The organism is Pseudomonas sp. LBUM1644, assembly GCF_059716195.1.
This window is the reverse complement of the sequence record NZ_CP166812.1, coordinates 2,608,900-2,631,364: the sequence shown is the minus strand read 5'-3', so window position 1 is coordinate 2,631,364 and position 22,465 is coordinate 2,608,900. Positions and strand designations below refer to the sequence as shown.

Sequence of the window (22,465 nt, the reverse complement as noted above, 5' to 3'; positions counted from 1 at the left end):
GACTTGCCTCTTTTACAGTTACTATGATTATCATATCTACAGCGAACGAAGACAAGCTCACCGCACTGATCACCCAAAATCCCAGGAGAACACCGCGATGTCGAATACTACCTATCCTCTCAACAGAACGGCCTACCTGCTGGTCGATCCTTACAATGATTTTCTGTCGGAAGGCGGAAAGGTCTACCCCTTGATCGAACCGATTGCCCAGCAAGTCGGCCTGCTGGACAACCTGCGTACCCTCGACCGTACCGTGCGTGCCCTCGGCCTGCCGGTGGTGATCGTACCGCACCACCGCTGGGAACAAGGCGACTACGAAAACTGGGATCATCCGAGCCCCACTCAATGCAAGATCATGCACATGCATCACTTTGCACGCGGCGAATGGGGTGGCGAATGGCACCCCGATTTCGCGCCAAGGGACGGCGACATCGTCGTTCAGGAGCACTGGGGTTCAAGCGGTTTTGCCAACACCGACCTTGATTTTCGCCTCAAGCAGAAAGGCATTACGCATGTGGTCATCGTCGGCCTGCTGGCCAATACGTGCATTGAAGCGACGGCTCGCTACGCGCAGGAGCTTGGCTACCACGTCACCCTGGTGCGAGATGCGACCGCGGCCTTCCGACCAGAAATGATGCATGCCGCCCATGAACTGAACGGCCCCACGTTCGCCCACGCCATTGTGACGACCGACGAACTCGTCGCCTCCCTGACCCAGCAGGCGGTGACACAATGAAGCTGACAGGCCATCTGATCATTGGCGCAAACGATGCCGCCGCAACCGAAGGGACGATGAAGGCGCTCAACCCCGCGACGAACCAGTTGATCGAGCCAGAATTCGCCTTGGGTGGCTTGGCGGATGTAAACAGGGCCGCGACACTCGCCGACGAGGCGTTTGATGGCTACAGCCATACCTCGCTCGTGCAGCGCGCGGCGTTCCTCGACAGCATTGCCGACAATCTCGACGCCGTGCGCACCGACCTTGCCGCACGGGCCGCGCTCGAAACAGGTCTGCCTGAGGTCCAGCTTGAGGGCGAGGCCGCCAAAGCCGCCACCCAGTTCCGTCAATTCGCCGATGTCGTGCGCAAAGGGCGCTTCCTGCAGCTCGCCGTCGATCCGGCACAGCCCGATCGGCAGCCTCGCCCACGCATGGACCATCGCCTTCAGAAAATAGCGATCGGCCCGGTGGCGATCTTTGGTGCGAGCAACTTTCCCATCTCGTACTCGGTCGCCGGTGGCGATACCGCGTCGGCACTGGCAGCCGGCGCGACCGTCATCCTGAAAGCGCATAACGCTCATCCCGGCGCTTCGGAAATTCAGGCGCGGGCGATTCGCAAGGCCGTGCAAGACCACGGTCTGCCCGAAGGCGTCTTCTCGATGGTGCGCGGCAGCGGAAACGCAATCGGCGAAGCGCTGGTCGATCATCCGCTGGTCCAGGCCGTCACGTTCACCGGCTCGGAGCGTGGCGGCATGGCGCTGTATCGCCGAGCGCAACTGCGCCCCGCCCCCATTCCGGTGTTTACCGAAATGACCAGCGTCAACCCGACGTTCATCCTCCCCCATGCACTGGTCACGCGCGGCGAACAGATCGGCGATGGGTTTGTCGAGCGGATGCTGGTCAATGTCGGACAAGCCTGCCTCAAACCCGCCATTCTGATCGCGATCGAAGGATCTGGCTTTGAGGCGCTGCGGGCCGCGATGGTGAAGCGGGTGTCCGAGGCATCGGCACGCACCCTGTTGGCACCGGGAATTCATGCGTCCTATATAAGCGGTCTCGCGGCCTTGGAAAATGCCGGGGCAAATCTCCTGGCCGAAGGCTCGGCAGCCCGTGCCGATTTCGATGGCCGGTCGGCGTTGCTTGAGGTCGACGGCCAGCGCTTCCTGGCTGACACGGTGCTTGCGCAAGAAGTATTCGGCCCGTCAGCACTGCTGGTGAAGGTCAGGGATGAGGATGAAATGCTCACCGTTGCACGCGCGTTCAAAGGCCAGCTCAGCGCCGCGATGCACGTTGAGGAAGGTGACACACGACTGGCCCGGCGCTTGCTGCCGGTCCTGGAACGGCGCACCGGACGCATCGTCGTCAACGCCTTCGCCCATCCGCAGGAGGTAACATTTGCCACGGTTCACGGCGGGCCGTTTCCGGCGACGTCGGACAGCCGCTTCACCTCGGTCGGCATGACCTCGATTGAACGCTTCTTGCGCCCGGTGTCCTACCAGGGTTTTCCCGACGCGCTACTGCCCGAGGTACTGCGTGCTACCAACCCACTGGGACTGCCACGCTTTATGGACGGTGAATAGATTCCCCCTGTAGGAGCCGCCGCAGGCTGCGATCTTTTGATCTTGTTTTTCAAAGGCAAGATCAAAAGATCGCAGCCTGCGGCAGCTCCTACCGTTGGCTTTTAATCAGCAAAACTTGCGTTCAGCAACATTCAGCTAAGCTCTCAACAGCTAATTGCTCACGATGCTCGCTCCTGCAGGTTTTGGGTTTTTCTGAAGAGCGTCTGCAACAGCTAATCAGACAGCCCCAAACCCTTCACGCAGGATTGACGTGATGACCGAACCCCTTCTGAGTTTCGAGGCACTCAAGCGCGCCGCGGCCGCCGGCGAAATCGATACCGTGTTGGTCTGCATGGTCGACATGCAAGGTCGATTGGTTGGCAAGCGCTTCCAGGTCGAGTTTTTCATCGACAACGGCCATGAAGAAACCCACTGCTGTAATTACCTGCTGGCCGATGACATCGACATGGAACCGGTGCCGGGTTATGCCGCCGCCAGTTGGAGCAAAGGTTACGGCGACTTTGTGCTCAAGCCGGACATGTCAACGCTGCGTCGCGTGCCATGGCTGGAGTGCACGGCGCTAGTGCTGTGCGACGTCCTCGATCATCACCATCGGCAGGACTTGCCGCACAGCCCGCGGGCGATCCTGAAAAAGCAGATCGAGCGCCTGCGCGAGCGCGGCTACACCGGCATGTTCGCCTCGGAACTGGAGTTCTACCTGTTCGACGAGAGCTACGAAGCGATCCATGAGCGCAACTACCACAAACCGAAAACCGCCGGTCACTACATCGAGGATTACAACATCCTGCAGACCACCCGCGAGGAACCCGTGCTGCGGGCGATTCGCAAACATCTGCAGGCGTCCGGGATTCCCGTGGAAAATTCCAAGGGTGAATGGGGCCCGGGCCAGGAAGAAATCAACATCCGCTACGCCGATGCCCTGACCATGGCCGACCACCACGTCATCATCAAACACGCCTGCAAAGAGATCGCGCAACTGCAAGGCAAGGCGATCACGTTCATGGCCAAGTGGCGCTACGACGCCGCCGGGTCCAGCAGCCATATCCATAATTCGCTGTGGGACAAGAACGCCAAAAAGCCGCTGTTTTTCGACGCTAAAGCCGAGTTCGGCATGTCGGCGCTGATGCGCTCCTGGGTGGCCGGGCAGCTCAAATACGCCAACGACATCACCTGTTTTCTCGCGCCCTACATCAATTCGTACAAACGCTTCCAGGCCGGCACCTTCGCGCCGACACGGGCGGTGTGGAGCCTGGACAATCGCACCGCGGGCTTCCGTTTGTGCGCCGAAAGCAGCAAGTCGATCCGCATCGAATGCCGTATCGGCGGCGCCGATCTCAACCCTTACCTGGCCTTCGCCGCGTTGATCGCTGCGGGCCTGGCCGGCATCGACGAAAAGCTCAGCCTTGCACCGCCCTTTGAAGGCGATGCCTATCTCGATGAACACTTGCCCGAAGTGTCGAAGACCCTGCGCGATGCCTGCAGCGCGCTCAAGGCCTCGGCCATGTTGCGCGAGGCGCTGGGTGACGACGTGGTCGACCACTACGTGCACACCGCCGAATGGGAGCAGAAAGAGTACGACCGACGGATCACCGACTGGGAACTGCAGCGCGGCTTCGAGCGCTATTGAGACCGCCATGACTTCGAACATTGAACTCATTTCACCGGTCGATGGCCGGCTCTATGCAGAACGCCCTTGCGCCGACGAAACGCACATCGAGCAGGCGTTGGCGGCGGCCTCAACCGCCCAGGCGTTATGGAAACGCCGACCACTGAGCGAACGTGCGGCCTTTTGCAGTGCCGCCGTGGATGCAATGCTGGCGATGAAAGCTGAAATCGTCCCGGAACTGGCGTGGCAGATGGGTCGCCCGGTGCGCTTTGGCGCCGGCGAGTTGCGCGGTTTCGAAGAGCGGGCCCGGCATATGATCGACATCGCGCCGGAGGCGTTGGCAGCGATAGAACCGGCGCCTGTCGCGGGTTTTCGTCGGCACATCAAACGTGAACCGTTGGGCACGGTGCTGGTCATCGCGCCATGGAATTATCCTTATCTGACGGCGGTGAATACGATCATTCCGGCGTTGATGGCGGGCAACAGCGTCATCCTCAAACACGCTTCGCAGACGCTGTTGGTGGGCGAGCGATTCGCCGAGGCCTTTCGCCGTGCCCATCTGCCCGAAGGCCTGTTCCAGAACCTGGTACTCGATCATCAGCACACCAGCGTAATCATTGGCTCCGGGAGGGTGCAGCAGGTGAACTTCACCGGTTCTGTCGGCGGCGGCAGCGCAATGGAAAGTGCTGCCACGGGACGTTTCCTCGGCATGGGCCTGGAGCTCGGCGGCAAAGACCCGGCCTACGTCCGTGCAGATGCCAACCTTGAATATGCAGTGGAAAACCTGGTGGACGGCAGCTTCTTCAATTCCGGGCAGAGTTGCTGCGCCATCGAACGTATTTATGTCGATGAAAAAATCTACCCGGCCTTTGTCGAGCGCTTCGTCGCCCTGACCCGCCAATACATCCTGGGCAATCCGCTGGACGAGGCCACCACGCTCGGCCCGATGGTCACGCCAACCGCAGCCGACTTCGTGCGCGAACAGATCGCTGAAGCCCTGGCCCAAGGTGCCCGCGCGTTGATTGATGCCAAGGATTTCCCTGCCGATGCGCCGGGCAGCGCCTACCTCGCGCCGCAGGTGTTGGTGGACGTCACCCATCAAATGTCAGTGATGCGCGACGAAAGCTTTGGCCCGGTGGTCGGCATCATGCCGGTGGCCGGCGATGCCGAGGCGATCGCCCTGATGAACGACAGTCAGTTCGGGCTCAGTGCATCGATCTGGACCCAAGACCTTGCCGCCGCCGAACAGCTGGGCAACGAGATCGACACCGGCACCGTGTTCATGAACCGCTGCGATTACCTCGACCCGGCGCTGGCCTGGACCGGGGTGAAGAACAGTGGGCGCGGTGTCACGCTGTCGCGCCTGGGCTACGAGCACCTGACCCGAGCCAAATCTTTCCATCTGCGCCACGAGGTGTAGGCCATGAGCCTGACTGGAAACTGGAACTACCCCACGAGCATCCGCTTCGGTGTCGGTCGCATCACCGAGCTGGCCGAGGTCTGTCGCAACCACGGTATCCAGCGACCTTTGCTGGTCACCGACAGTGGCCTGGCACGTGCGCCGATCACCACTGCGGCGGTGGACGCGTTACGCACCGCGGGCCTTGGCGTCGCGCTGTTTTGCGACCTCAAGCCCAATCCTGTGGAAGCCAACCTGGCCGGCGGGCTCGATGCCTGGCGCGCCGGCAAGCACGATGGCGTGGTTGCCTTCGGCGGTGGCAGCGGCCTGGACATGGGCAAGCTCATCGCGTTCATGAGTGGTCAGACCCGACCGGTCTGGGACTTCGAAGACATCGGTGACTACTGGACGCGTGCCGACGAAAGCGGTATCGCCCCAGTCATCGCAGTACCGACCACCGCCGGGACCGGTTCCGAGGTGGGCCGTGCGGCCGTTATCATCGATGAGCGCACGCACACCAAACGCATCATTTTCCACCCGAAAATGATGCCGCGCGTGGTCATCAGCGACCCGGCCCTCACGGTCGGAATGCCGGCAAAGATAACCGCCGGTACGGGCATGGATGCGTTGGCGCACTGCCTGGAGGCGTACTGCGCGCCCGGTTTTCACCCACTGGCCGATGGCATCGCCGTGGAAGGCATGCGCCTGGTGGCCAGCGCGTTGGTGCGCGCCGTACACACCCCTTCCGACCTGGATGCCCGAGGCCAAATGCTCGCGGCCGCCGCGATGGGCGCCACCGCGTTCCAGAAAGGCCTGGGCGCAATGCACGCCCTCGCGCATCCGATCGGCGCGCTCTACGACACTCATCACGGCATGACCAATGCCACCTTGATGCCCTACGTATTGAAGTTCAATCGCCCGGCCATCGAAGAACGCATCACGCGCCTGGCCGCTTATTTGCGGTTGCCTTCCCCGGGGTTCGACAGCTTCCTGGCCTTCGTCCTCAAATTGCGCAAGGACATCGCCGTACCCCATACGCTGTTTGAGCTCGGGGTGGATGATCGGCAAGCAGATCTGATCGCGGACATGGCGATTGTCGACCCGTCGGCCGGCGGCAATCCGCTGCCACTGACCCGGCCCGGCGCGGCGCAAATTTTCGAAGCGGCGTTTCACGGCCGCCTCTAGACAGAGCAGTCAGTTGTATCGGTTCGAAAACGGAGCAGTACGACAAGGTGTTGAAAGCCAGCCCATTGCGCAGCCGCCAATGGATTGAATCAAACCTGAAGGGGTACACACGAATGAACCCAGCAATCCAGCCCGGCACCGACGCGCACGACGATGACGTCAAGGTGCTGCACAGCATGGGCTATGCCCAGCAGCTCTCGCGACGAATGGGCGTTTTCTCCAACTTTGCGATTTCCTTTTCGATCATCTGCATCCTCTCGGGGGGCATCAACTCACTGGCCCAGGGCACCTCGGGCGCGGGGGGTGCAGCGATCGGGATCGGCTGGCCCATCGGCTGCCTGATCTCCGGGGTGTTCGCCATGGCCATGGCGCAGATTTCCTCGGCCTACCCCACCGCTGGCGGCCTGTATCACTGGGGCTCGATTCTCGGTAACCGCTTCACGGGCTGGCTGACCGCCTGGTTCAATCTGCTCGGGCTGGTCACCGTGCTCGGCGCGATCAACGTCGGCACCTATTACTTCTTTTTCGGTGCTTTCGGACCCGCCCTCGGCATGGAAGACACCACCACGGTCAGGGTGATATTCCTGGCGATCCTGACCGGCGTCCAGGCCTTGTGCAACCACCTGGGTATCGGCCTGACCGCGAAGCTCACCGACTTCTCGGGCTATCTGATCTTCGCCACCGCGCTCGCACTCACCATCGTCTGCCTGATCTCGGCCCCCAGCTATGAGTTCGTAAGGTTGTGGACTTTCGGCAACTATTCCGGCGAAGCCGGCGGCAGTGTCTGGCCACAGGTCTCGAACAGCTGGGTGTTCATGCTCGGCCTGCTGCTGCCGATCTACACCATCACCGGATATGACGCCTCCGCGCACACCTCCGAGGAAACCCGCAATGCAGCCATGTCGGTGCCACGGGGCATGGTCATGTCGGTGGTCTGGTCGTTGCTGTTCGGGTGGGTGATGCTGAGCTCGTTCGTCCTGATGCTGCCAAGCATGGACGGCGCGGCGAAACAGGGCTGGAATGTGTTCTTCTGGGCCATGGACACCCAGGTCAATCCGAACGTGAAACTCGCGCTGTACGTGGCGATTTTCATCTCGCAATTTCTCTGCGGGCTGGCGACCGTCACCTCGGTCTCACGCATGATTTTCGCGTTCTCCCGCGACGGTGGCCTGCCCTGCTCGAAAGCGCTGGCCTCGGTCTCGCCGACCTATCGCAGCCCGGTGGCGGCCATCTGGACCGGGGCGACGCTGGCGGTGCTGTTCGACTGGGGATCGTCGGTCATTTCGATCGGAGCCACGCCGGTGTACACGATTGTGGTCTCCTGTACGGTGATCTTCCTGTTCTTCTCGTTCATCATTCCCATCGTGCTCGGCCTGTTCACCTATGGCACCTCCAAGTGGCCGACCATGGGGCCCTGGAACATCGGACGCGGCTTGTACTCATTGTTCGCCATTCTCTCGGTGCTCTCGATGGTGGTGATTTTCGTCATCGGCATCCAGCCACCGAACGATTGGGCGCTGTACATCACCATTGGCTTCCTGGTGCTGACGGCCATCGTCTGGTTCGGCTTCGAGGCCCGACGCTTCCAGGGGCCGCCGATGGGCGACCTGATCGTCAAGCGCCAGGCTGAAATCGCAGCGGCTGAAGCGGCGTTGAATAAACCGGCGGGTTGAGCACCTGGGGCACTGTAGGAGCGAGCTTGCTCGCGATGGTCGTTAACGAAACCGCGTGATACCTGGGTAAACGCGGCGTTCTGAAGTCCATCGCGAGCAAGCTCGCTCCTACAGTTTCATTTAGCCATCATCCGCAACAAAAACGCCGCTTACCGCCTGGCCGCGATCACCGACCAGGATGTGCTGCTGGAGAAATGGCTTACTTGCACATACCCGGCAGCAGTAAATCGCCGAAGAAGTGAGGGTCCTCAGTTTCCCGAGACCAACCTGAGCCCGATCACGCCCGCCAGAATCAGCCCGATGCAGACGATTCGCAGCACCGTGGTGGCGTCGCCGAGCAGCGCCATGCCCAGAATTGCGGTGCCGGCCGCGCCGATACCCGTCCACACCGCGTAAGCGGTGCCCACCGGCAGTGTTCGCAGCGACAGTGACAGCAGAAAAACGCTCGATAATCCGGTGGCGGCGGCAATCAGTCCGGGGATCAATCGGGTGAACCCTTCCGAGCCTTTCATGTAGAACGCAAATGCAATTTCGAGAATGCCAGCGATGCCAAGCAGTGCCCAGGCCATGATGATAATTCCGTAGGTTGACTCGCCAGGCGTTTCGGCCCGGCGAGTGTGCTGAGAGGTTTACTGCACGTTGGCAGCAGCGGGAGGTGTGCGGAAGGTGATGCCGAAGCGGTTAAAGGCGTTCATCAGCCCGATCGCATACGTCAGATCAGCCAGTTCTTTTTCGCTGAACTCGGCAGCCGCGGCTTGATAGTCAGCGTCCGGCACGCCGGTGTCGGTCACTTGCGTGACGGTTTCTGCCCAATCCAGTGCGATGCGCTCACGACGACTGAAGACCGCGCCTGCGTCGTGCCACACCGGCACCAGCACCAGTTTGTCGACGCTGACGCCCAATTTGAGCAGATCCCGCGAGTGCATATCGATGCAGAAAGCGCAGCCATTGATTTGCGAAACCCGCAGGTAAACAAGGTCGATCAGTTCGGCGGACAGGCCGCTTTTTTGCAGGTAGACGTACACGCCGCCGAACGCCTTGTAACCTTCGGGTGAAGCCTTGGAGTAGTCGATGCGGTTGCTCATGATGAATCCTCATGGGTTGAAAGAGGCTCCATCGTGCGGTGACTTGGTCCACTTGATAAGGTCCATGAATCGCCTTGTGTTGCAGGCCATGATCCTCCCCAAACCGAACTGACATGGCCCAGTCAGATGCTCCATTCATGGACCTTTGGCATGGGGCATGCGCTGCCTAAAATGAATGCCTCCACCCTCTCCAGGAATCAGGCAATCATGAAAATCCTACACGTCAGTTGCAGCCCTCGCGGACAAGCTTCCGAAAGCTACAGGCTCTCTAAAAACATTATTGGCTACTTGCTGGAAAGCGATCCGACGGCAACCGTCATCAACAGGGTGCTGGGGGACGCGGCCCTGTCGCATGTCGATGTGTCCTACGCGATTTCCCAACAGTCATCCGAAGACGTCTCCCAAGAAGGGTCTATCGCCCGCTCGGATGAACTGATTCAAGAGCTGAAAAGTGCCGATGTCGTGGTCCTGGCCACACCCATGCACAACTTCACCGTGCCCTCTGCACTGAAAGTCTGGATAGATCATATCGCCCGGGTTCGTCGCACCTTCAATGTTGGCGCGGGCGGCAAGACCAGCCTGCTGCATGACCGGCCGGTCTATGTCGCCGTGTCATCAGGTGGACGGTTTTCCGGAGTCACCCCACGCCAGCCAGACTTTCTGACGCCGTACCTGACCGCCGTTTTGGGCATGATCGGGCTGCATGCACTAACGTTCTTCTCTGTTGAAGGCACTGCCTTTGGTCCACAAGCAATCGATGAAGCCAGAAGCAGGACCGATGAAGCACTGCACACACATTTTTCATCGATTCTGTGATTACTCCTGTTCCCCTGTAGGAGCTGCCGCAGGCTGCGATCTTTTGATCTTGCCCCTTGAAAAACAAGATCAAAAGATCGCAGCCTGCGACAGCTCCTACAGGGTGCTGCAAGCTCGCTTGTATGTTTTGACTTGAAGGGGGGCGAGGCTATGGCAAAACCAATCAACAGCTTTTCACCGCTCGACCCGACGTCCGCCGAGCCTATCTACCGGCAACTTTACTGGCGGTTCCGTGACGCGATCACGGACGGTACGCTCACGCCCGGAGAGCGGATCCCCGCGGCCCGGGCGCTGGCCAAGGAGCTGGGTCTGGCGCGGGGCACCATCGATACCGCGTATTCACTGTTGACCGCCGAGGGCTATATCCAGTCTCGTGGCCAGGCGGGCACGGTCGTGGCGCCCGGCATTAACGTCAAGGCGCTCGCTACTCGAACGACGCGACCCTCCGGGCCGACGGGAAGCACTTCGATCAGGCAAAAATCGCCGGTATTGCCCTTTCAAATGGCCCTGCCCGCGCTGGACGCCTTTCCCAGAAAAATCTGGTCGCAAATTGGCACGCGATGCGTTCGAGCCACGCTGATCCCGGACATGGCCAATCCGTCGGTGTATGGGCTGGAGTCGTTGCGCACCGCGATTGCCACTTACCTTCAGGTTGCCCGTGGCATCACTTGCTCGCCCGCTCAAGTGTTCGTCACGTCGGGCTACCGCAATACGCTGTCGCTGATTGCTCACGCCCTTCTCAACCCTGGCGATCGCGTGCTGGTCGAAGACCCCGGCTACCGACCCACCCGCCAGTTGCTGGAACATCTGCAGATTGAGGCGACCCCGGTGCCGGTGGACCAGGATGGCATGCGGGTCGCCGAAGGTGTGGACAGAGGCGCACGCGCAGCCGTCGTTACCCCGGCCCATCAAAGCCCGTTGTGCGTGTCGCTGTCGCTGCCGCGACGGCTGGAGCTGCTTGAGTGGGCGAGCCGGGAGCAAGCCTGGATTGTCGAGGACGACTACGACGGCGAGTACCGCTACATCAGCCGCCCGCTGCCCGCGCTCAAGAGCCTGGATCGCGACGGTCGAGTCCTCTATTGCGGCACTTTCAGCAAAGTGCTGTTTCCTGGCATCCGGCTCGCCTATTTGGTTGTGCCGCACGCGCAGGTGCAACGCTTCGAACAGGTCAGCCAGACATTCCTCGGCGGCTGCCCGGAACTGACACAAGCCATTGTCGCCACGTTTGTGACCGAGGGCCACTTTGCTCGCCATATCCAGCGCATGCGCAAGCTCTACGGCGAACGTCGCGACGCGACCGCGAGGGGCTTGAAGAAAGCCTTGGGTGATCACATCCACATTGATGCCCAGCCGGGCGGCATGCACTTGATCCTGCGACTGACCGGCCAGCAGTCCGACACCGCGCTGGTCGAGCGGCTACAACAGGCAGGTATTTACGCAGAAGCCCTGAGCGATTGGGGTGTCCGCGACAAGACCGATTCCGCGCTGCTGCTCGGGTTCGCCAACATCGACTCGCAGGACACCGCCGAACAGCTTGGCAAACGTATCCTGGAATTGATGTAACCGCCGCGCCGTGTTCATGGCCCAGTCGAACCGCCCATTCTTGGATCTTTCGGGCGTATTCGCCGGACCGCAACATGGGGGTTTGCAATCATCCGGGAATAATCCGATGCCAATCCCTCCTGCACTTCGCAGCATTGCCGTTTTTTCTGGCTCCAATCACGGCTTCAACCCCGCGTATGTCGAAGGCGCCAACGCCTTGGGCCGGGAAATCGCAAGACGCGGGATACGACTGGTCTATGGCGGCACCGACAAGGGTTTGATGGGCGTCGTGGCCGACTCCGCACTGGCGGAGGGCGGTGAAGTGGTTGGCATCATCACGGACCTGCTGTTCGACCTCGGGCATCTTCATGGTGGTTTGACCCAGCATGAAGTGACACCAGACATGCGCAGCCGCAAGTCGCGCATGAGTGAATGGGCGGATGCATTTATTGCGCTGCCTGGCGGCTTGGGAACCTTTGAAGAGTTGTTTGAAGTGGCGACCCTCACGCAACTCGGTGAACACCACAAAGGCGTTGCCTGCCTGAACATCGGCGATTTTTTCAATCCGCTGCGCAGCCTGCTCAAGCATGCCGTCGACGAAGGCTTCATGAAGGTCGAACACAGCGAGATGCTGCTCTTCGACACCGATCCGGCCGCGTTGATCGATGCGCTCGAGCGATGGCAAGCCCCGACCGTAACGAAATGGATTGGGCCTGCGCGTCCTTGATTGGGCGGATACCGACCAGTCAAGGAACACCCCAATCCGTAGCAGCTGGCGAAGCCTGCGTTCGGCTGCGCAGCAGTCGTAAAACCTGAGCGCGGGGTTTTCCTGAAACACCGCATCAGCTGATGTCACGACTGCTGCGCAGCCGAACGCAGGCTTCGCCAGCTGCTACATAAAGCGTGTATTGCCTGCTAACTGTTAACTGACCGGCATTACGCCAAAAGCACCTACAAGCATTCCCGTAACGCTCCCCCCTCGGCAATGGGGGGGTGTAAACCCTCAAACAACGTAATTTTCCTCCCCAGCAGATACCTGCACCCAACCACTTCACTTGTGGGCGAGGAAAATAACAATGATCAAGTTGCACGACACCTTACAGCTGCCAGATGTCGGCCTGACCGGCTTCGAAACGCCGCTCAGCGAAGTAGAGCGCGCAGTTCAGCACTCAGTGCACCAATTCGCCAAAAACGTACTGCGCCCCATCGGCCAGGAACTCGACAAAATGAGCGCCGACGATGTCTGCGCGCCGGGTTCACCGTTTTGGACCGTCTATCAGGAAGCCGCGAAGCTGGGGCTGGACCCTGATTTCTTATCGCAGTTCGAACCGGATGTCGCCGTACGCCTTGAATCGTTGATCGGCGAGGAAATGGGCTGGGGCGACGCAGGGCTGGGCGTTTCCTTGGGCGCTGCAGGCTTCCCGTTGCAGATGGCCATGGCCGTCGGCAATCAGGAACTGGTGGAGCTGTGCGCCGGCAAGATCGGTTGCTGGATGATCACGCATCCAGACAAGGGCAGCGACATCATGGTCTACGACATGAAGCGCGAATGGCCCAAGGATCAGGTCGGCAACAAGGGCAGCCTCACCGCCAAGGTTGGCAAGGACAACATCGTCCTTAATGGCCAATGCTCGGCCTGGGTGTCCAACGGTGCAGTGGCTCAAGTGGGCTTGGCGTACGTCACCGCCGATTATGGTGATGGTTATTTCGACGCCGACGGTCGGCCGCATGGCCTGGCGGTGATTATCCCGCTCGACCTGCCGGGCGTTTCCCGTGGCAAACCGCTGGACAAGATCGGCCAGCGCTCGCTGCCCCAGGGTGAGATTTATTTCGACAACGTGACCGTGCCACGACGCTTTGCGGTGGCAGAGAAAGACCAGTACTACGGCAATCAATCCTCAGCGTGGTCTTACGCCGGTACGCACATGTCGCAAGTGTTCACCGGTGTCGCCCGTTCGGCCTTCGAACTGGCGTTGCAGTATTGCCATGAGCGCAAACAAGGCGGTCAGTTGCTGATTGATCATCAACTGACCCGCTATCGCCTGGGCGACATGATGCGCCGGGTCGAGTTGTCACGCGGCGTGGCGCGGCGCTCGCTGGCCTATGCCCGCCTCTCCCCGCACACCCATCCTTACGCCACGGCGTCGGCCAAGGTGACCGTCACTGAAGAGTGCATGAAGGTCGCCAGCGAAGCCCTGCAACTGTTCGGCGGCGCGGGTACTTCCCGCGAATACCCGATTGAAAAGCTGTTCCGCGACGCCCGCTCGGCGCTGATCGAGGACGGCGAGAACACCATCATCACCATGCGCGTCGGCTTGCTCTGCCAGCAGCTGTACGCCGAAGGCTGGTCGCAGAACTGACCGCTGCACACCTACCCGACAACCCTCCAAAAACAAGAGATCAAATGAAATGGCTAAGTACCCTGTAGTTGTTTATGGCGCCAGCGGCTACACCGGCATGCTGACAATGGACTGGCTGATTGACCAGAACATCCCGTTCACCGCCGTGGCCCGCGATGCCCGCCGCACTCAGGAAATGATGGCGCAACGGGTGGTTCGTCTTGAATCGGCCACCTACGAAATCATCGAAGCGGAACACACCGTCGAAGCGCTGACCCACGCGTTCCGGGGCGCCAAAGTCGTTTGCAACACCGTCGGCCCGTTCGTCAAATTCGGCCTGACTGCAGTTGAAGCGGCACTCAAGGCGGGTTGCCACCACCTCGACACAACCGGCGAACAAGGCTACATGCGTAACGTGCGTGAGCAGTTCGGCGAACTGTATGCCCAGGCCGGCCTGGTGGTATCTCCGTCGCTGTCCTACATGTACACCTACGCAGAAATCGCCGCCGAACTGGCGTTGGAACACCCGGGCATCGACGCCCTGGAAACCTCAACCCTGTGCCGTGGCCCTCGTGGCGGCGCTGCCGGCGTCACCGTTGGCTCGACCGCTTCGATTTTCGAACTGCTGCGCGCCGAACAATGCTACCTCTGGGAGAAGAAGCTCGTTCCCCATCCTATGGGCACCTCGTTCAACATCGCCTCGCCTGACTTCCTGACCCCGGTCTTCGCCTTGCCATGGGGCGGCACGTCGCTGCCGGTGTATTTCGAGAACGATCCACGGGTGCGTTCCTGCGTTTCCTGCGTCGGTTTCTACGACAACAACGTGATGCAGATGGTGCATTCCATGGGCCAGAAGTGGGAGTCGGAATATAAGTTCCTGCCACCTGAGCAGCAGGACGCCGTCATCCAGCAAATGGTCCAGTCGACCACGCCGACCATGCCGCCGCGCGAGCGCACCACCATCACCCGCATGGTCGATACCGCCATTGGCCGTGGCCAGCTCTCCTCCGTGCGCGCCACCGTTCACGGCACCACCGCTTACATCGCCACGGGCGCCTTGCAGGTTGCCGCAGCGATCAAGCTGATCGACGGCGAGACCAACAAGGTCGGTTTCGTTTCCGGCTCCAAAGCCTTTGGCCATCGCTACTTGCTGGGCTTCCTCGAAGAACGTGGCCTGGCCCGCGCCTCCGTTACCCAGCTCTGATTCGAGCACAGGAACCGACATGGCTATTATCGATTTTTACGACCGCGGTTGGCGCATTGACCCAGCCGCCATTGCCTACATCCAGGGCGAGCGGTCCTTTACCTTTAATGAAATTGGCGAACTGTCCTGCCGCATCGCCAACGCGCTGCTGGCGCTGGACCTGCCAAAAGAAACCAAAGGCGCGATCTGGGCCGGCAATGACGTAACGGCCTGGGCCTGCACCCTGGGACTGTGGCGGGCGAACATGACCTGGATTCCGGTCAATGCGCGCAACGCAGTTCAGGAAAACGCCGACATCCTCGATTCGTTCGATTGCGATGTGATGTTCTACCAGCACGACTTCGCCGCCGTGATGGCCGACCTCCGTCCATCACTGCCGAAGATCAAACACTGGATCTGCATCGACGGCACCGACGGCGATACACCGTCGCTTGAAACCTGGACCGCAGGCCAGCCGTCGACTCGCCCGGAAGTCGCCTATGACATGGACGACGTGGTCATGCTCTCGCCCACCGGTGGCACCACCGGCAAGCCGAAAGGCGTGATGAATACGCACCGCAGCACGCAAACGTTCATTGCTCATTTCATGTTGGCCTGTGCTTACCGGGACGGGCTGAAGCCAGTGAACATGGCCGCCGCACCGATGACACACACCGCCGGCCTGCTCGCGGTTCCCTGCACCGCGCAAGGCGGCACGGTCGTCGTCCTGCCAAAGCCTGATCCGGCATTGATGTTGGCCTCGATCGCACAGCACAAGGTCAGCGAGTTCTTCCTGCCGCCGACGGTGATTTACAAGCTGCTGGAAATCCCCGGGATCGACACCCTGGACTTTTCCTCGGTGAAATATCTGCTGTACGGCGCCGCACCGATGTCGGTCGAGAAACTGAAAAAAGCCATCGAAGTCTTCGGCCCGATCATGGCCGGTGGCTACGGTCAGACCGAGGCCCCGGCGGGCATCGCCAACCTGCGTCCGGACGAACATCGGGTGAACGGTGAACTGGCCAGTGACAGCCGACTGTCCTCGGTCGGCCGTCCCAACCCGCTGATCCGTGTCGAGGTGATGAACGATGCCGGGCAGATTCTCGCCCGGGGTGAAACCGGTGAAATCTGCGTGCACGGCGACCTGATCATGAAGGGCTATTACAAGCAGCCGGAAGTGACCGCGCAAACCATCGTCGGCGGCTGGCTGCACACCGGCGACATCGGCCATATCGACACCGAAGGCTACCTGCATCTGACCGATCGCAAGAAAGACATGATCATCACCGGTGGTTTCAACGTCTTTCCGAGCGAAGTCGAGCAAGTCTTGTGGAGCCATCCAGCCGTGCAGGACTGCGCCGTGATCGGCGTGCCCGACGAGAAATGGGGCGAAGCGGTCAAGGCGGTGGTTGAACTCAATCCGGGCCATAGCGCTACGTCGCAAGAACTTATCGACCTGTGCAAATCCAGACTGGGTGGCGTCATGGCGCCCAAGTCCGTGGACTTCATCGACAGCCTGCCTCGCAGCCCGGTGGGCAAGGTGCTGAAGAAAGATCTGCGCGCCCGCTACTGGGATAGCGCGCAACGCCAGATCTGATTCGTCGCCCCTCACCTCCACCATCGTTGAACGGCGCCGCAGTCATGCGGCGCCACTCAGGAGAGTTGCATGAGCACCATCTACATTGCCGGCATCGCCATGACCGTCTTCGGTCGTCATATGGAACGCAGCCTCGACGACCTGGCGCGTGAAGCGCTGGAAGGCGCGCTCAACGACGCCAACTGCAGCCGCCAGGACCTGGGCATCGCCTTTTATGCCGGGATGACTAATGGCCCGTTGCAAGGGCAGATTTCCATTCCGGGCCAAGTTGTGTTCAGCAAGATCGGCATTGAGGGCATTGCGGTCTACAACGTGGAAAACGCCTGCGCCTCGGGCAGCTCGGCGTTCAACCTCGCGGTGCAGAGTCTGCAGGCCGGCACCACCGATGTCGCCCTGGCGCTGGGCGCCGAGAAGATGAACATTGCCGACAAAGCGAAGGCCTTCCAGATTTTCGAAGGCGGATGGGACGTCTCTCGCGTTGAGGAGAACTACCAGACGCTGGTCAAAATGGGGGAAGGTGTCGAGATTCCCGAAGGTTCGGAGTCGGACAAACCCTACAGCAGGTTCATGTCGATCTACGCGGCCATGTGCCGTTTTCACATGAAAACCTACGGCACCACGCAACGGCAGATCGCGGCAGTGTCGGCCAAGAACCACACCCATTCGGTGCACAACGAGTTTTCGCAGTTTCGCAAGCCGTTCACCATCGAAGAAATTCTCGCGGCACCGCCCATCACCTACCCGATCACCTTGCCGATGTGCGCACCGCTTTCCGATGGTGCCGCGGCGGCGATTCTTTGCACCGAGGAAGGCCTCAAACGCATCGGCGCCGACCGTAGTCGCTGCATCAAAGTAGCGGCCAGCGTGATCCGCAGTTTCAGCCATCGTCGCCTCGATCAGCCTGAGCTCAACATCGCTCGACTGGCGGCCGATCACGCTTACGACCTCGCCGGCCTGGCACCGGAAGATATCGATGTCGCCGAAGTGCATGACGCCTCGGCGATGGGCGAAATCATCCAGGTCGAAAACTTACGCCTGGCCGAGCCCGGCATGGGCGGACCGTGCGCCGAACGCGGCGACTTCACGCTCGGCGGACGGATCCCGGTCAACACCTCCGGCGGTCTCGAGTCCAAGGGCCATCCCCTCGGTGCGACCGGCATTGGCCAGATTTGTGAACTGGTCAAGCAATTGCGCGGCGAGGCCGGCAAACGCCAGGTCGAAGGCGCGCGCCACGGCATTCAGGAAAACGGTGGCGGATTGCAAGGCATCGAAGAAGCCGCGGTCGCCATTCACATTCTCAGTAAATAGGTCCCCTGCCGTTCGATTGGCAATGGTAGGCGAAACGTTAAAACAAGAAGGATAAACGACATGTTTCAAAACAAAGTGGTGGTCATTACCGGCGCAGGCTCCGGCATTGGCCGGGAACTGGCGATTCAACTGGCCGAGGCCGGTGCGCGTCTCGCCCTGTCCGACATCAATCGTGCCGGTCTCGACGAAACCCTGAGACGGCTTCCTGCCAACAGCAAAGCCAAAAGTTACCTGCTGGACGTCGCGTCGTGGGAAGCCTTTCAAGCCCACGCCGCCGAGGTCGAAAACGATTTCGGCACCGCGCATTACGTCATCAACAACGCGGGGGCGACCGTCATTGGCACGGTCGCCAACACCTCGGTCGAAGAGTACGAGTGGCAATTGGGGATCAACCTCTGGGGCGTGCTGTACGGCACCAAGGCGTTCTTGCCGATGATGCTGGAGCAGCGCGAAGGCTGCGTCGTCAATATCTCGAGCATTTTCGGCCTGCTGGGTTATCCGGTGCAGAGCGCCTACAACATGTCGAAATTTGCCATTCGCGGCCTGACGGAGTGCCTGTGGTCGGAACTGGAAAACACCGGCGTACGCGCAGTGTGCGTGCACCCGGGCGGCATCAAGACCAACATCGAAAAGTCTGGCCGCCGCTGTAAGGCTGCAGGTCCGGAAGAAGAAAAGTTCGCGGCCCAGGCCGCCGGCATGCTGCTGACCCCGGCGGACGAGTGCGCGGCCGACATCATTAAAGGCCTGCGCAGAGGCTCGAAACGCATCATGACCGGTAACAAGTCGAGAACCGTGTTCTGGGTCAGTCGACTGTTCCCAAACAGTTATCCAAAACTGCTCAAACTGATGGCTTGAGGAATCGAATCATGCAAACCAAATACTCCAGCGGACTATTCAAGACCGCCGCCTGTTTCAACCTGCTTGCGGGCCTTCCTTTCCTGGTGGCCACCGCGCCTGTCGCCTCATTGCTGGGACTGGAAGTGACCCCGATCGCCATGCTGTTCATACAGATCACCATGGGGATGGTCGTCCTGTTTGGCTTGGCTTACTGGATGGTCAGCGTCGATCCTGTGCGCTACCGCCCGTTCATCGTGCTGGGGCTAACCTCGAAATTCCTGGTTGTCGCACTCATCAGCGGTTACTGGCTGGCGGGCAATATTCCCTGGCAACTGCCGGCCCTGGCATCGGGCGACATCCTCTTTGCGATGTTGTTCTGGCGTTACTTGAGCGCAACCCGATTGGCGGTGGCACAGCGCTGCTGATCATCCCCCCTCGCCAATGGGGGGGTGGTGAATGCACAGGCGATACAGGATGCCTCTGAACTCCGTGAATACCTTCACCCAACAAGAGAACAACAAAAATGTTTTATGAAAACATCGATACCGCCTCCATCGACGCCGATGACCTGCCGTGGGTTCCATTCACGCCTTACAGCGATGAAGTTTTCATCAAATACCTGAAGTGCGACCCGATTCGCGGCGAGACCATCACCTTGCTCAAGGCTCCGGCGGGCGTTCCTCTGGCCAAGCATCATCACTCCGGCACGGTCGTCGTCTACACCATCAAGGGTGCCTGGAAATACCTGGAACACGACTGGATTTCGAAACAGGGCGGCGTGGTATTCGAAACCGCCGGCACCAGTCATACACCGATCGGGTTGACTGAATATGGCGATGAAATCATCACCCTGAACATTACGGTGGGTGACCTGCTGTATTTCGACGACAACAACAACCTTGTCGCCATCGAAAACTGGAAATCCAGTGTCGAGCGTTATCTGGCGTTCTGTAAAGCCAATGATATCGAGCCCAAAGACATCACCAGCTTTTCGGTCTGATCAGCCTCCCAGTTTCACAGGCGCCCGGTTTCGACCGGGCGGCTGTGTTGTTGCAATTACAAGAAAAAACGGAGACATCCATGTCCCAGAAGCTCCAACCCGCCGGGCGGTTCACCTTAAAACTCTGCGCGCTGCTGGCCAGCTCGGTCGCATCTGCACAAGACTCACTGCCCTTCCCGCCGACGCCTTCGGCCAGTGACGCTCAACCGACACTGCAAGCATCGAAGCATCAAAAACGCCAGCAACAATCCCACTTGCCGGCCGACGCGCCGAACATTCTGGTGATCATGCTCGATGATGCCGGGTTCGCGCAGTCCGACACTGTCGGCGGTGCGATTCACACGCCAACCCTGACGCGCGTCGCCGATAGCGGCGTGCGCTACAACGCTTTCCATACCGCCGCGATCAGCTCCGCTACCCGCGCAGCGTTGTTGACCGGGCGTAATCACCATCGCGTCGGCAACGGCGTCATCGCCGAGCTGGCCACCGATTGGGATGGCTACACCGGCAAGATTCCAAAAAGCTCGGCGACCATGGCCGAAGTGCTCAAGCAATACGGCTACAGCACCGCTGCGTTCGGCAAATGGCATAACACGCCGCCGATGGAGACGACGGCTGCCGGGCCATTCGATAGCTGGCCGACCGCCTACGGCTTCGAACATTTCTACGGCTTCCTGGCCGGCGAAACCTCCCAGTACGAACCGCGCCTGTACCGCGACACTACGCCGATCGAACCGCCACGAGACCCGAAATATCACCTCAGCGAAGACCTGGCGAAGCAAGCGGTGAACTGGCTGCAGGATCAAAAGACCTACGCACCGGACAAGCCGTTTTTCATGTACTGGACGCCGGGTGCCGTGCACGGTCCGCACCAGGTGAACGCGCAGTGGGCAGACAAATACAAAGGCAAGTTTGACGGTGGCTGGGATGCTTATCGTGAGCAGACATTTGCTCGCCAGAAAGCCATGGGCTTTATCCCCCAGGACGCCGTCCTGACCCCGCGCCCGGCGGAAATGCCAGCCTGGGACAGCTTGTCGGCTGAGCAGAAACAGTATCAGGCACGCTTGATGGAGGTGTATGCCGGCTTCATGGAACACGCAGACACTCAGGCCGGCAAGATCCTCGACGAGCTGGAACGTGAAGGGAAGCGCGACAACACGCTGATCTTCTATGTATTTGGCGACAACGGTGCTTCTGCCGAAGGTATGGAAGGCACGATCAATGAGTTGCTGGCACAGAACGGTATTCCTGTGCCCAAAGAGCAACAGCTGAAAGTCCTTAACGACATGTACGGTGGCCTGTCGGCGCTCGGCGGCCCCAAACTTGAAAGCATGTACAACTCGGCTTGGGCCTGGGCAGGTTCGGGTCCGTTTGTCGGCACCAAACTGGTCGCCGGTTACTTTGGTGGTACGCGTACGCCGCTGGCCATTTCCTGGCCAAAACAGATCAAGGCAGACGCCAAGGTTCGCGGTCAATTCCACCATGTGAACGACATCGCCCCGACCGTCTACGACGTGCTGTCGATCACGCCGCCCAAAGAGGTCAACGGTATCGCTCAGGATCCATTGGACGGCGTCAGCATGCGCTACACGTTCAAAGACGCAGACGTGAAGTCGAAAAAACCGGCACAGTACTTCGAAGTGTTTGGCAGCCGCGGCGTTTACAAGGACGGCTGGATGGCTTCGGTGTTCGGGCCGCGCAAACCCTGGGTACAAGGTTTCGCCCAGTTCATGGGCTGGAATCCTGAGAAGGATCAATGGTCGCTGTTCAACCTGCAAGATGACTACTCCCAGGCCAAAGACGTCGCCGCGGCCAACCCGGAAAAACTTGCCGAGCTGAAAGCGGAATTCGACGTGCAGGCCAAGGCCAACCACGTTTACCCGATTGGCGCAGGTCTGTACCCGTTCCTCAATCCGGCCGCACGGATTGCTACCAACCAGCATGAGTGGCACTTCAGTGATCGCATTCAGCGCTTCCCCGAGTTCGCCGCGCCCAACTTGCGCAGCCAGAACAGCAAAGTTGTCGTAGACGCCGAAGTTCCAGCAAACGCCAGCGGCGTGTTGTATGCCTTGGGCGGAATTGGTGGGGGGGTCAGTTTGTATATGGACGACGGTTTCCTGATCTACGAGTACAACGACCTGGCCATCGCCCGAGTCAAGTTGAAATCGGCCGAGCGGGTCCCCGCAGGGAAAGTGAGCATCGAAGTGTTGACCGCCATGTCGTCAGCCAAACTCGGCGCACCGGCCAACCTGACGTTGCGGCTTGACGGCAAGGACGTTGCCAACGGAACAACGCCGTTTACACCGTCCCTGACCTTCACTGCCAGCGAAACCTTCGACGTGGCTGAGGACTTGGGCTCTCCCGTTGCCCTCGACTACTTCGACCGCGCGCCCTTCGCCTTCAACGGCAAGGTCAATGATGTTCATGTGACTTACATGCCTTAAGTACTTTGTAGGGCTGCCGCAGGCTGCGATCTTTTGAGCTTGCTTTTTTAGGCTTTTGACGCTGCCAAAAGATCGCAGCCTGCGGCAGCTCCTACAGGGTTAGTGTTAATCGGGAAGGTTTAAACCTATTCCGACTAAGCCTTAGTGCTGATC

19 protein-coding genes are annotated in these 22,465 nt (G+C 60.1%); 17 read left to right on the top strand and 2 right to left on the bottom strand.

What is annotated here, in order from left to right; genetic code table 11:
- Positions 1 to 97: 97 nt before the first annotated feature.
- The 6 genes from ACA052_RS11840 to ACA052_RS11815 all read left to right on the top strand — a co-directional run bounded on the left by ACA052_RS11840 (position 98) and on the right by ACA052_RS11815 (position 8,161).
- Positions 98 to 736: a cysteine hydrolase family protein gene (locus ACA052_RS11840; protein ID WP_497649830.1), complete on the top strand. Its 639-nt coding sequence runs from the start codon at positions 98 to 100 to the stop codon at positions 734 to 736.
- A complete protein-coding gene (locus tag ACA052_RS11835) occupies positions 733 to 2,298 on the top strand; it encodes an aldehyde dehydrogenase (NADP(+)) (protein ID WP_497649829.1) in 1,566 nt (521 codons plus the stop codon). The genes ACA052_RS11840 and ACA052_RS11835 overlap by 4 nt, the downstream gene beginning before the upstream one ends.
- Positions 2,299 to 2,551: 253 nt before the next feature.
- Complete coding sequence (locus tag ACA052_RS11830; protein WP_497649828.1) at positions 2,552 to 3,925, top strand: glutamine synthetase family protein; 1,374 nt, start codon at positions 2,552 to 2,554, stop codon at positions 3,923 to 3,925.
- 7 nt (positions 3,926 to 3,932) lie between these two features.
- Positions 3,933 to 5,324 (top strand): aldehyde dehydrogenase family protein, encoded by a 1,392-nt coding sequence (locus tag ACA052_RS11825; protein ID WP_497649827.1) that lies wholly within the window; start codon positions 3,933 to 3,935, stop codon positions 5,322 to 5,324.
- Between the two features lie 3 nt (positions 5,325 to 5,327).
- Positions 5,328 to 6,488 carry an iron-containing alcohol dehydrogenase gene (locus tag ACA052_RS11820; RefSeq protein WP_497649826.1) on the top strand — a complete coding sequence of 387 codons (1,161 nt, stop codon included), beginning with the start codon at positions 5,328 to 5,330 and terminating at the stop codon, positions 6,486 to 6,488.
- Positions 6,489 to 6,601: 113 nt separating this feature from the next.
- Positions 6,602 to 8,161, top strand: coding sequence for an amino acid permease (locus ACA052_RS11815; protein WP_497649825.1), 1,560 nt, complete (start codon positions 6,602 to 6,604; stop codon positions 8,159 to 8,161).
- A gap of 248 nt (positions 8,162 to 8,409) precedes the next feature.
- On the opposite strand, the gene ACA052_RS11810 is transcribed toward ACA052_RS11815, so the two are convergent.
- Together ACA052_RS11810 and ACA052_RS11805 are read right to left on the bottom strand one after the other, a co-directional pair.
- Positions 8,410 to 8,730, bottom strand: a complete 321-nt coding sequence (locus tag ACA052_RS11810; protein WP_497649824.1) for a DMT family transporter — start codon at positions 8,728 to 8,730, stop codon at positions 8,410 to 8,412.
- Between the two features lie 60 nt (positions 8,731 to 8,790).
- Positions 8,791 to 9,246, bottom strand: a complete 456-nt coding sequence (locus tag ACA052_RS11805) for a carboxymuconolactone decarboxylase family protein (RefSeq protein WP_497649823.1) — start codon at positions 9,244 to 9,246, stop codon at positions 8,791 to 8,793.
- Between the two features lie 150 nt (positions 9,247 to 9,396).
- Here ACA052_RS11805 and ACA052_RS11800 point away from each other — a divergent pair, with 150 nt between their 5' ends.
- The 11 genes from ACA052_RS11800 (at position 9,397) to ACA052_RS11750 (ending at position 22,312) form a co-directional block, all read left to right on the top strand.
- A complete protein-coding gene (locus ACA052_RS11800; protein ID WP_497649822.1) occupies positions 9,397 to 10,062 on the top strand; it encodes an FMN-dependent NADH-azoreductase in 666 nt (221 codons plus the stop codon).
- Between the two features lie 150 nt (positions 10,063 to 10,212).
- Positions 10,213 to 11,625 (top strand): MocR-like pyridoxine biosynthesis transcription factor PdxR, encoded by a 1,413-nt coding sequence (pdxR, locus tag ACA052_RS11795; protein ID WP_497649821.1) that lies wholly within the window; start codon positions 10,213 to 10,215, stop codon positions 11,623 to 11,625.
- Positions 11,626 to 11,731: 106 nt separating this feature from the next.
- Positions 11,732 to 12,331: an LOG family protein gene (locus tag ACA052_RS11790; protein ID WP_497649820.1), complete on the top strand. Its 600-nt coding sequence runs from the start codon at positions 11,732 to 11,734 to the stop codon at positions 12,329 to 12,331.
- Positions 12,332 to 12,680: 349 nt separating this feature from the next.
- Positions 12,681 to 13,964: an acyl-CoA dehydrogenase family protein gene (locus ACA052_RS11785; protein ID WP_497649819.1), complete on the top strand. Its 1,284-nt coding sequence runs from the start codon at positions 12,681 to 12,683 to the stop codon at positions 13,962 to 13,964.
- 49 nt (positions 13,965 to 14,013) lie between these two features.
- Positions 14,014 to 15,147, top strand: coding sequence for a saccharopine dehydrogenase family protein (locus ACA052_RS11780; protein WP_497649818.1), 1,134 nt, complete (start codon positions 14,014 to 14,016; stop codon positions 15,145 to 15,147).
- Between the two features lie 19 nt (positions 15,148 to 15,166).
- Positions 15,167 to 16,723 carry an AMP-binding protein gene (locus ACA052_RS11775; protein WP_497649817.1) on the top strand — a complete coding sequence of 519 codons (1,557 nt, stop codon included), beginning with the start codon at positions 15,167 to 15,169 and terminating at the stop codon, positions 16,721 to 16,723.
- A gap of 69 nt (positions 16,724 to 16,792) precedes the next feature.
- Positions 16,793 to 18,031 carry a thiolase family protein gene (locus ACA052_RS11770; protein ID WP_497649816.1) on the top strand — a complete coding sequence of 413 codons (1,239 nt, stop codon included), beginning with the start codon at positions 16,793 to 16,795 and terminating at the stop codon, positions 18,029 to 18,031.
- 60 nt (positions 18,032 to 18,091) lie between these two features.
- Positions 18,092 to 18,886 (top strand): SDR family NAD(P)-dependent oxidoreductase, encoded by a 795-nt coding sequence (locus tag ACA052_RS11765; RefSeq protein ID WP_497649815.1) that lies wholly within the window; start codon positions 18,092 to 18,094, stop codon positions 18,884 to 18,886.
- 11 nt (positions 18,887 to 18,897) lie between these two features.
- Positions 18,898 to 19,293, top strand: coding sequence for a hypothetical protein (locus ACA052_RS11760; RefSeq protein ID WP_497649814.1), 396 nt, complete (start codon positions 18,898 to 18,900; stop codon positions 19,291 to 19,293).
- A gap of 98 nt (positions 19,294 to 19,391) precedes the next feature.
- Positions 19,392 to 19,868 carry a 2,4'-dihydroxyacetophenone dioxygenase family protein gene (locus tag ACA052_RS11755; RefSeq protein ID WP_140668826.1) on the top strand — a complete coding sequence of 159 codons (477 nt, stop codon included), beginning with the start codon at positions 19,392 to 19,394 and terminating at the stop codon, positions 19,866 to 19,868.
- An 80-nt stretch (positions 19,869 to 19,948) separates the two neighbouring features.
- On the top strand, positions 19,949 to 22,312 hold the full coding sequence (locus tag ACA052_RS11750) for an arylsulfatase (RefSeq protein ID WP_497649813.1): 2,364 nt from the start codon (positions 19,949 to 19,951) through the stop codon (positions 22,310 to 22,312).
- The last annotated feature ends 153 nt before the right edge of the window (positions 22,313 to 22,465 follow it).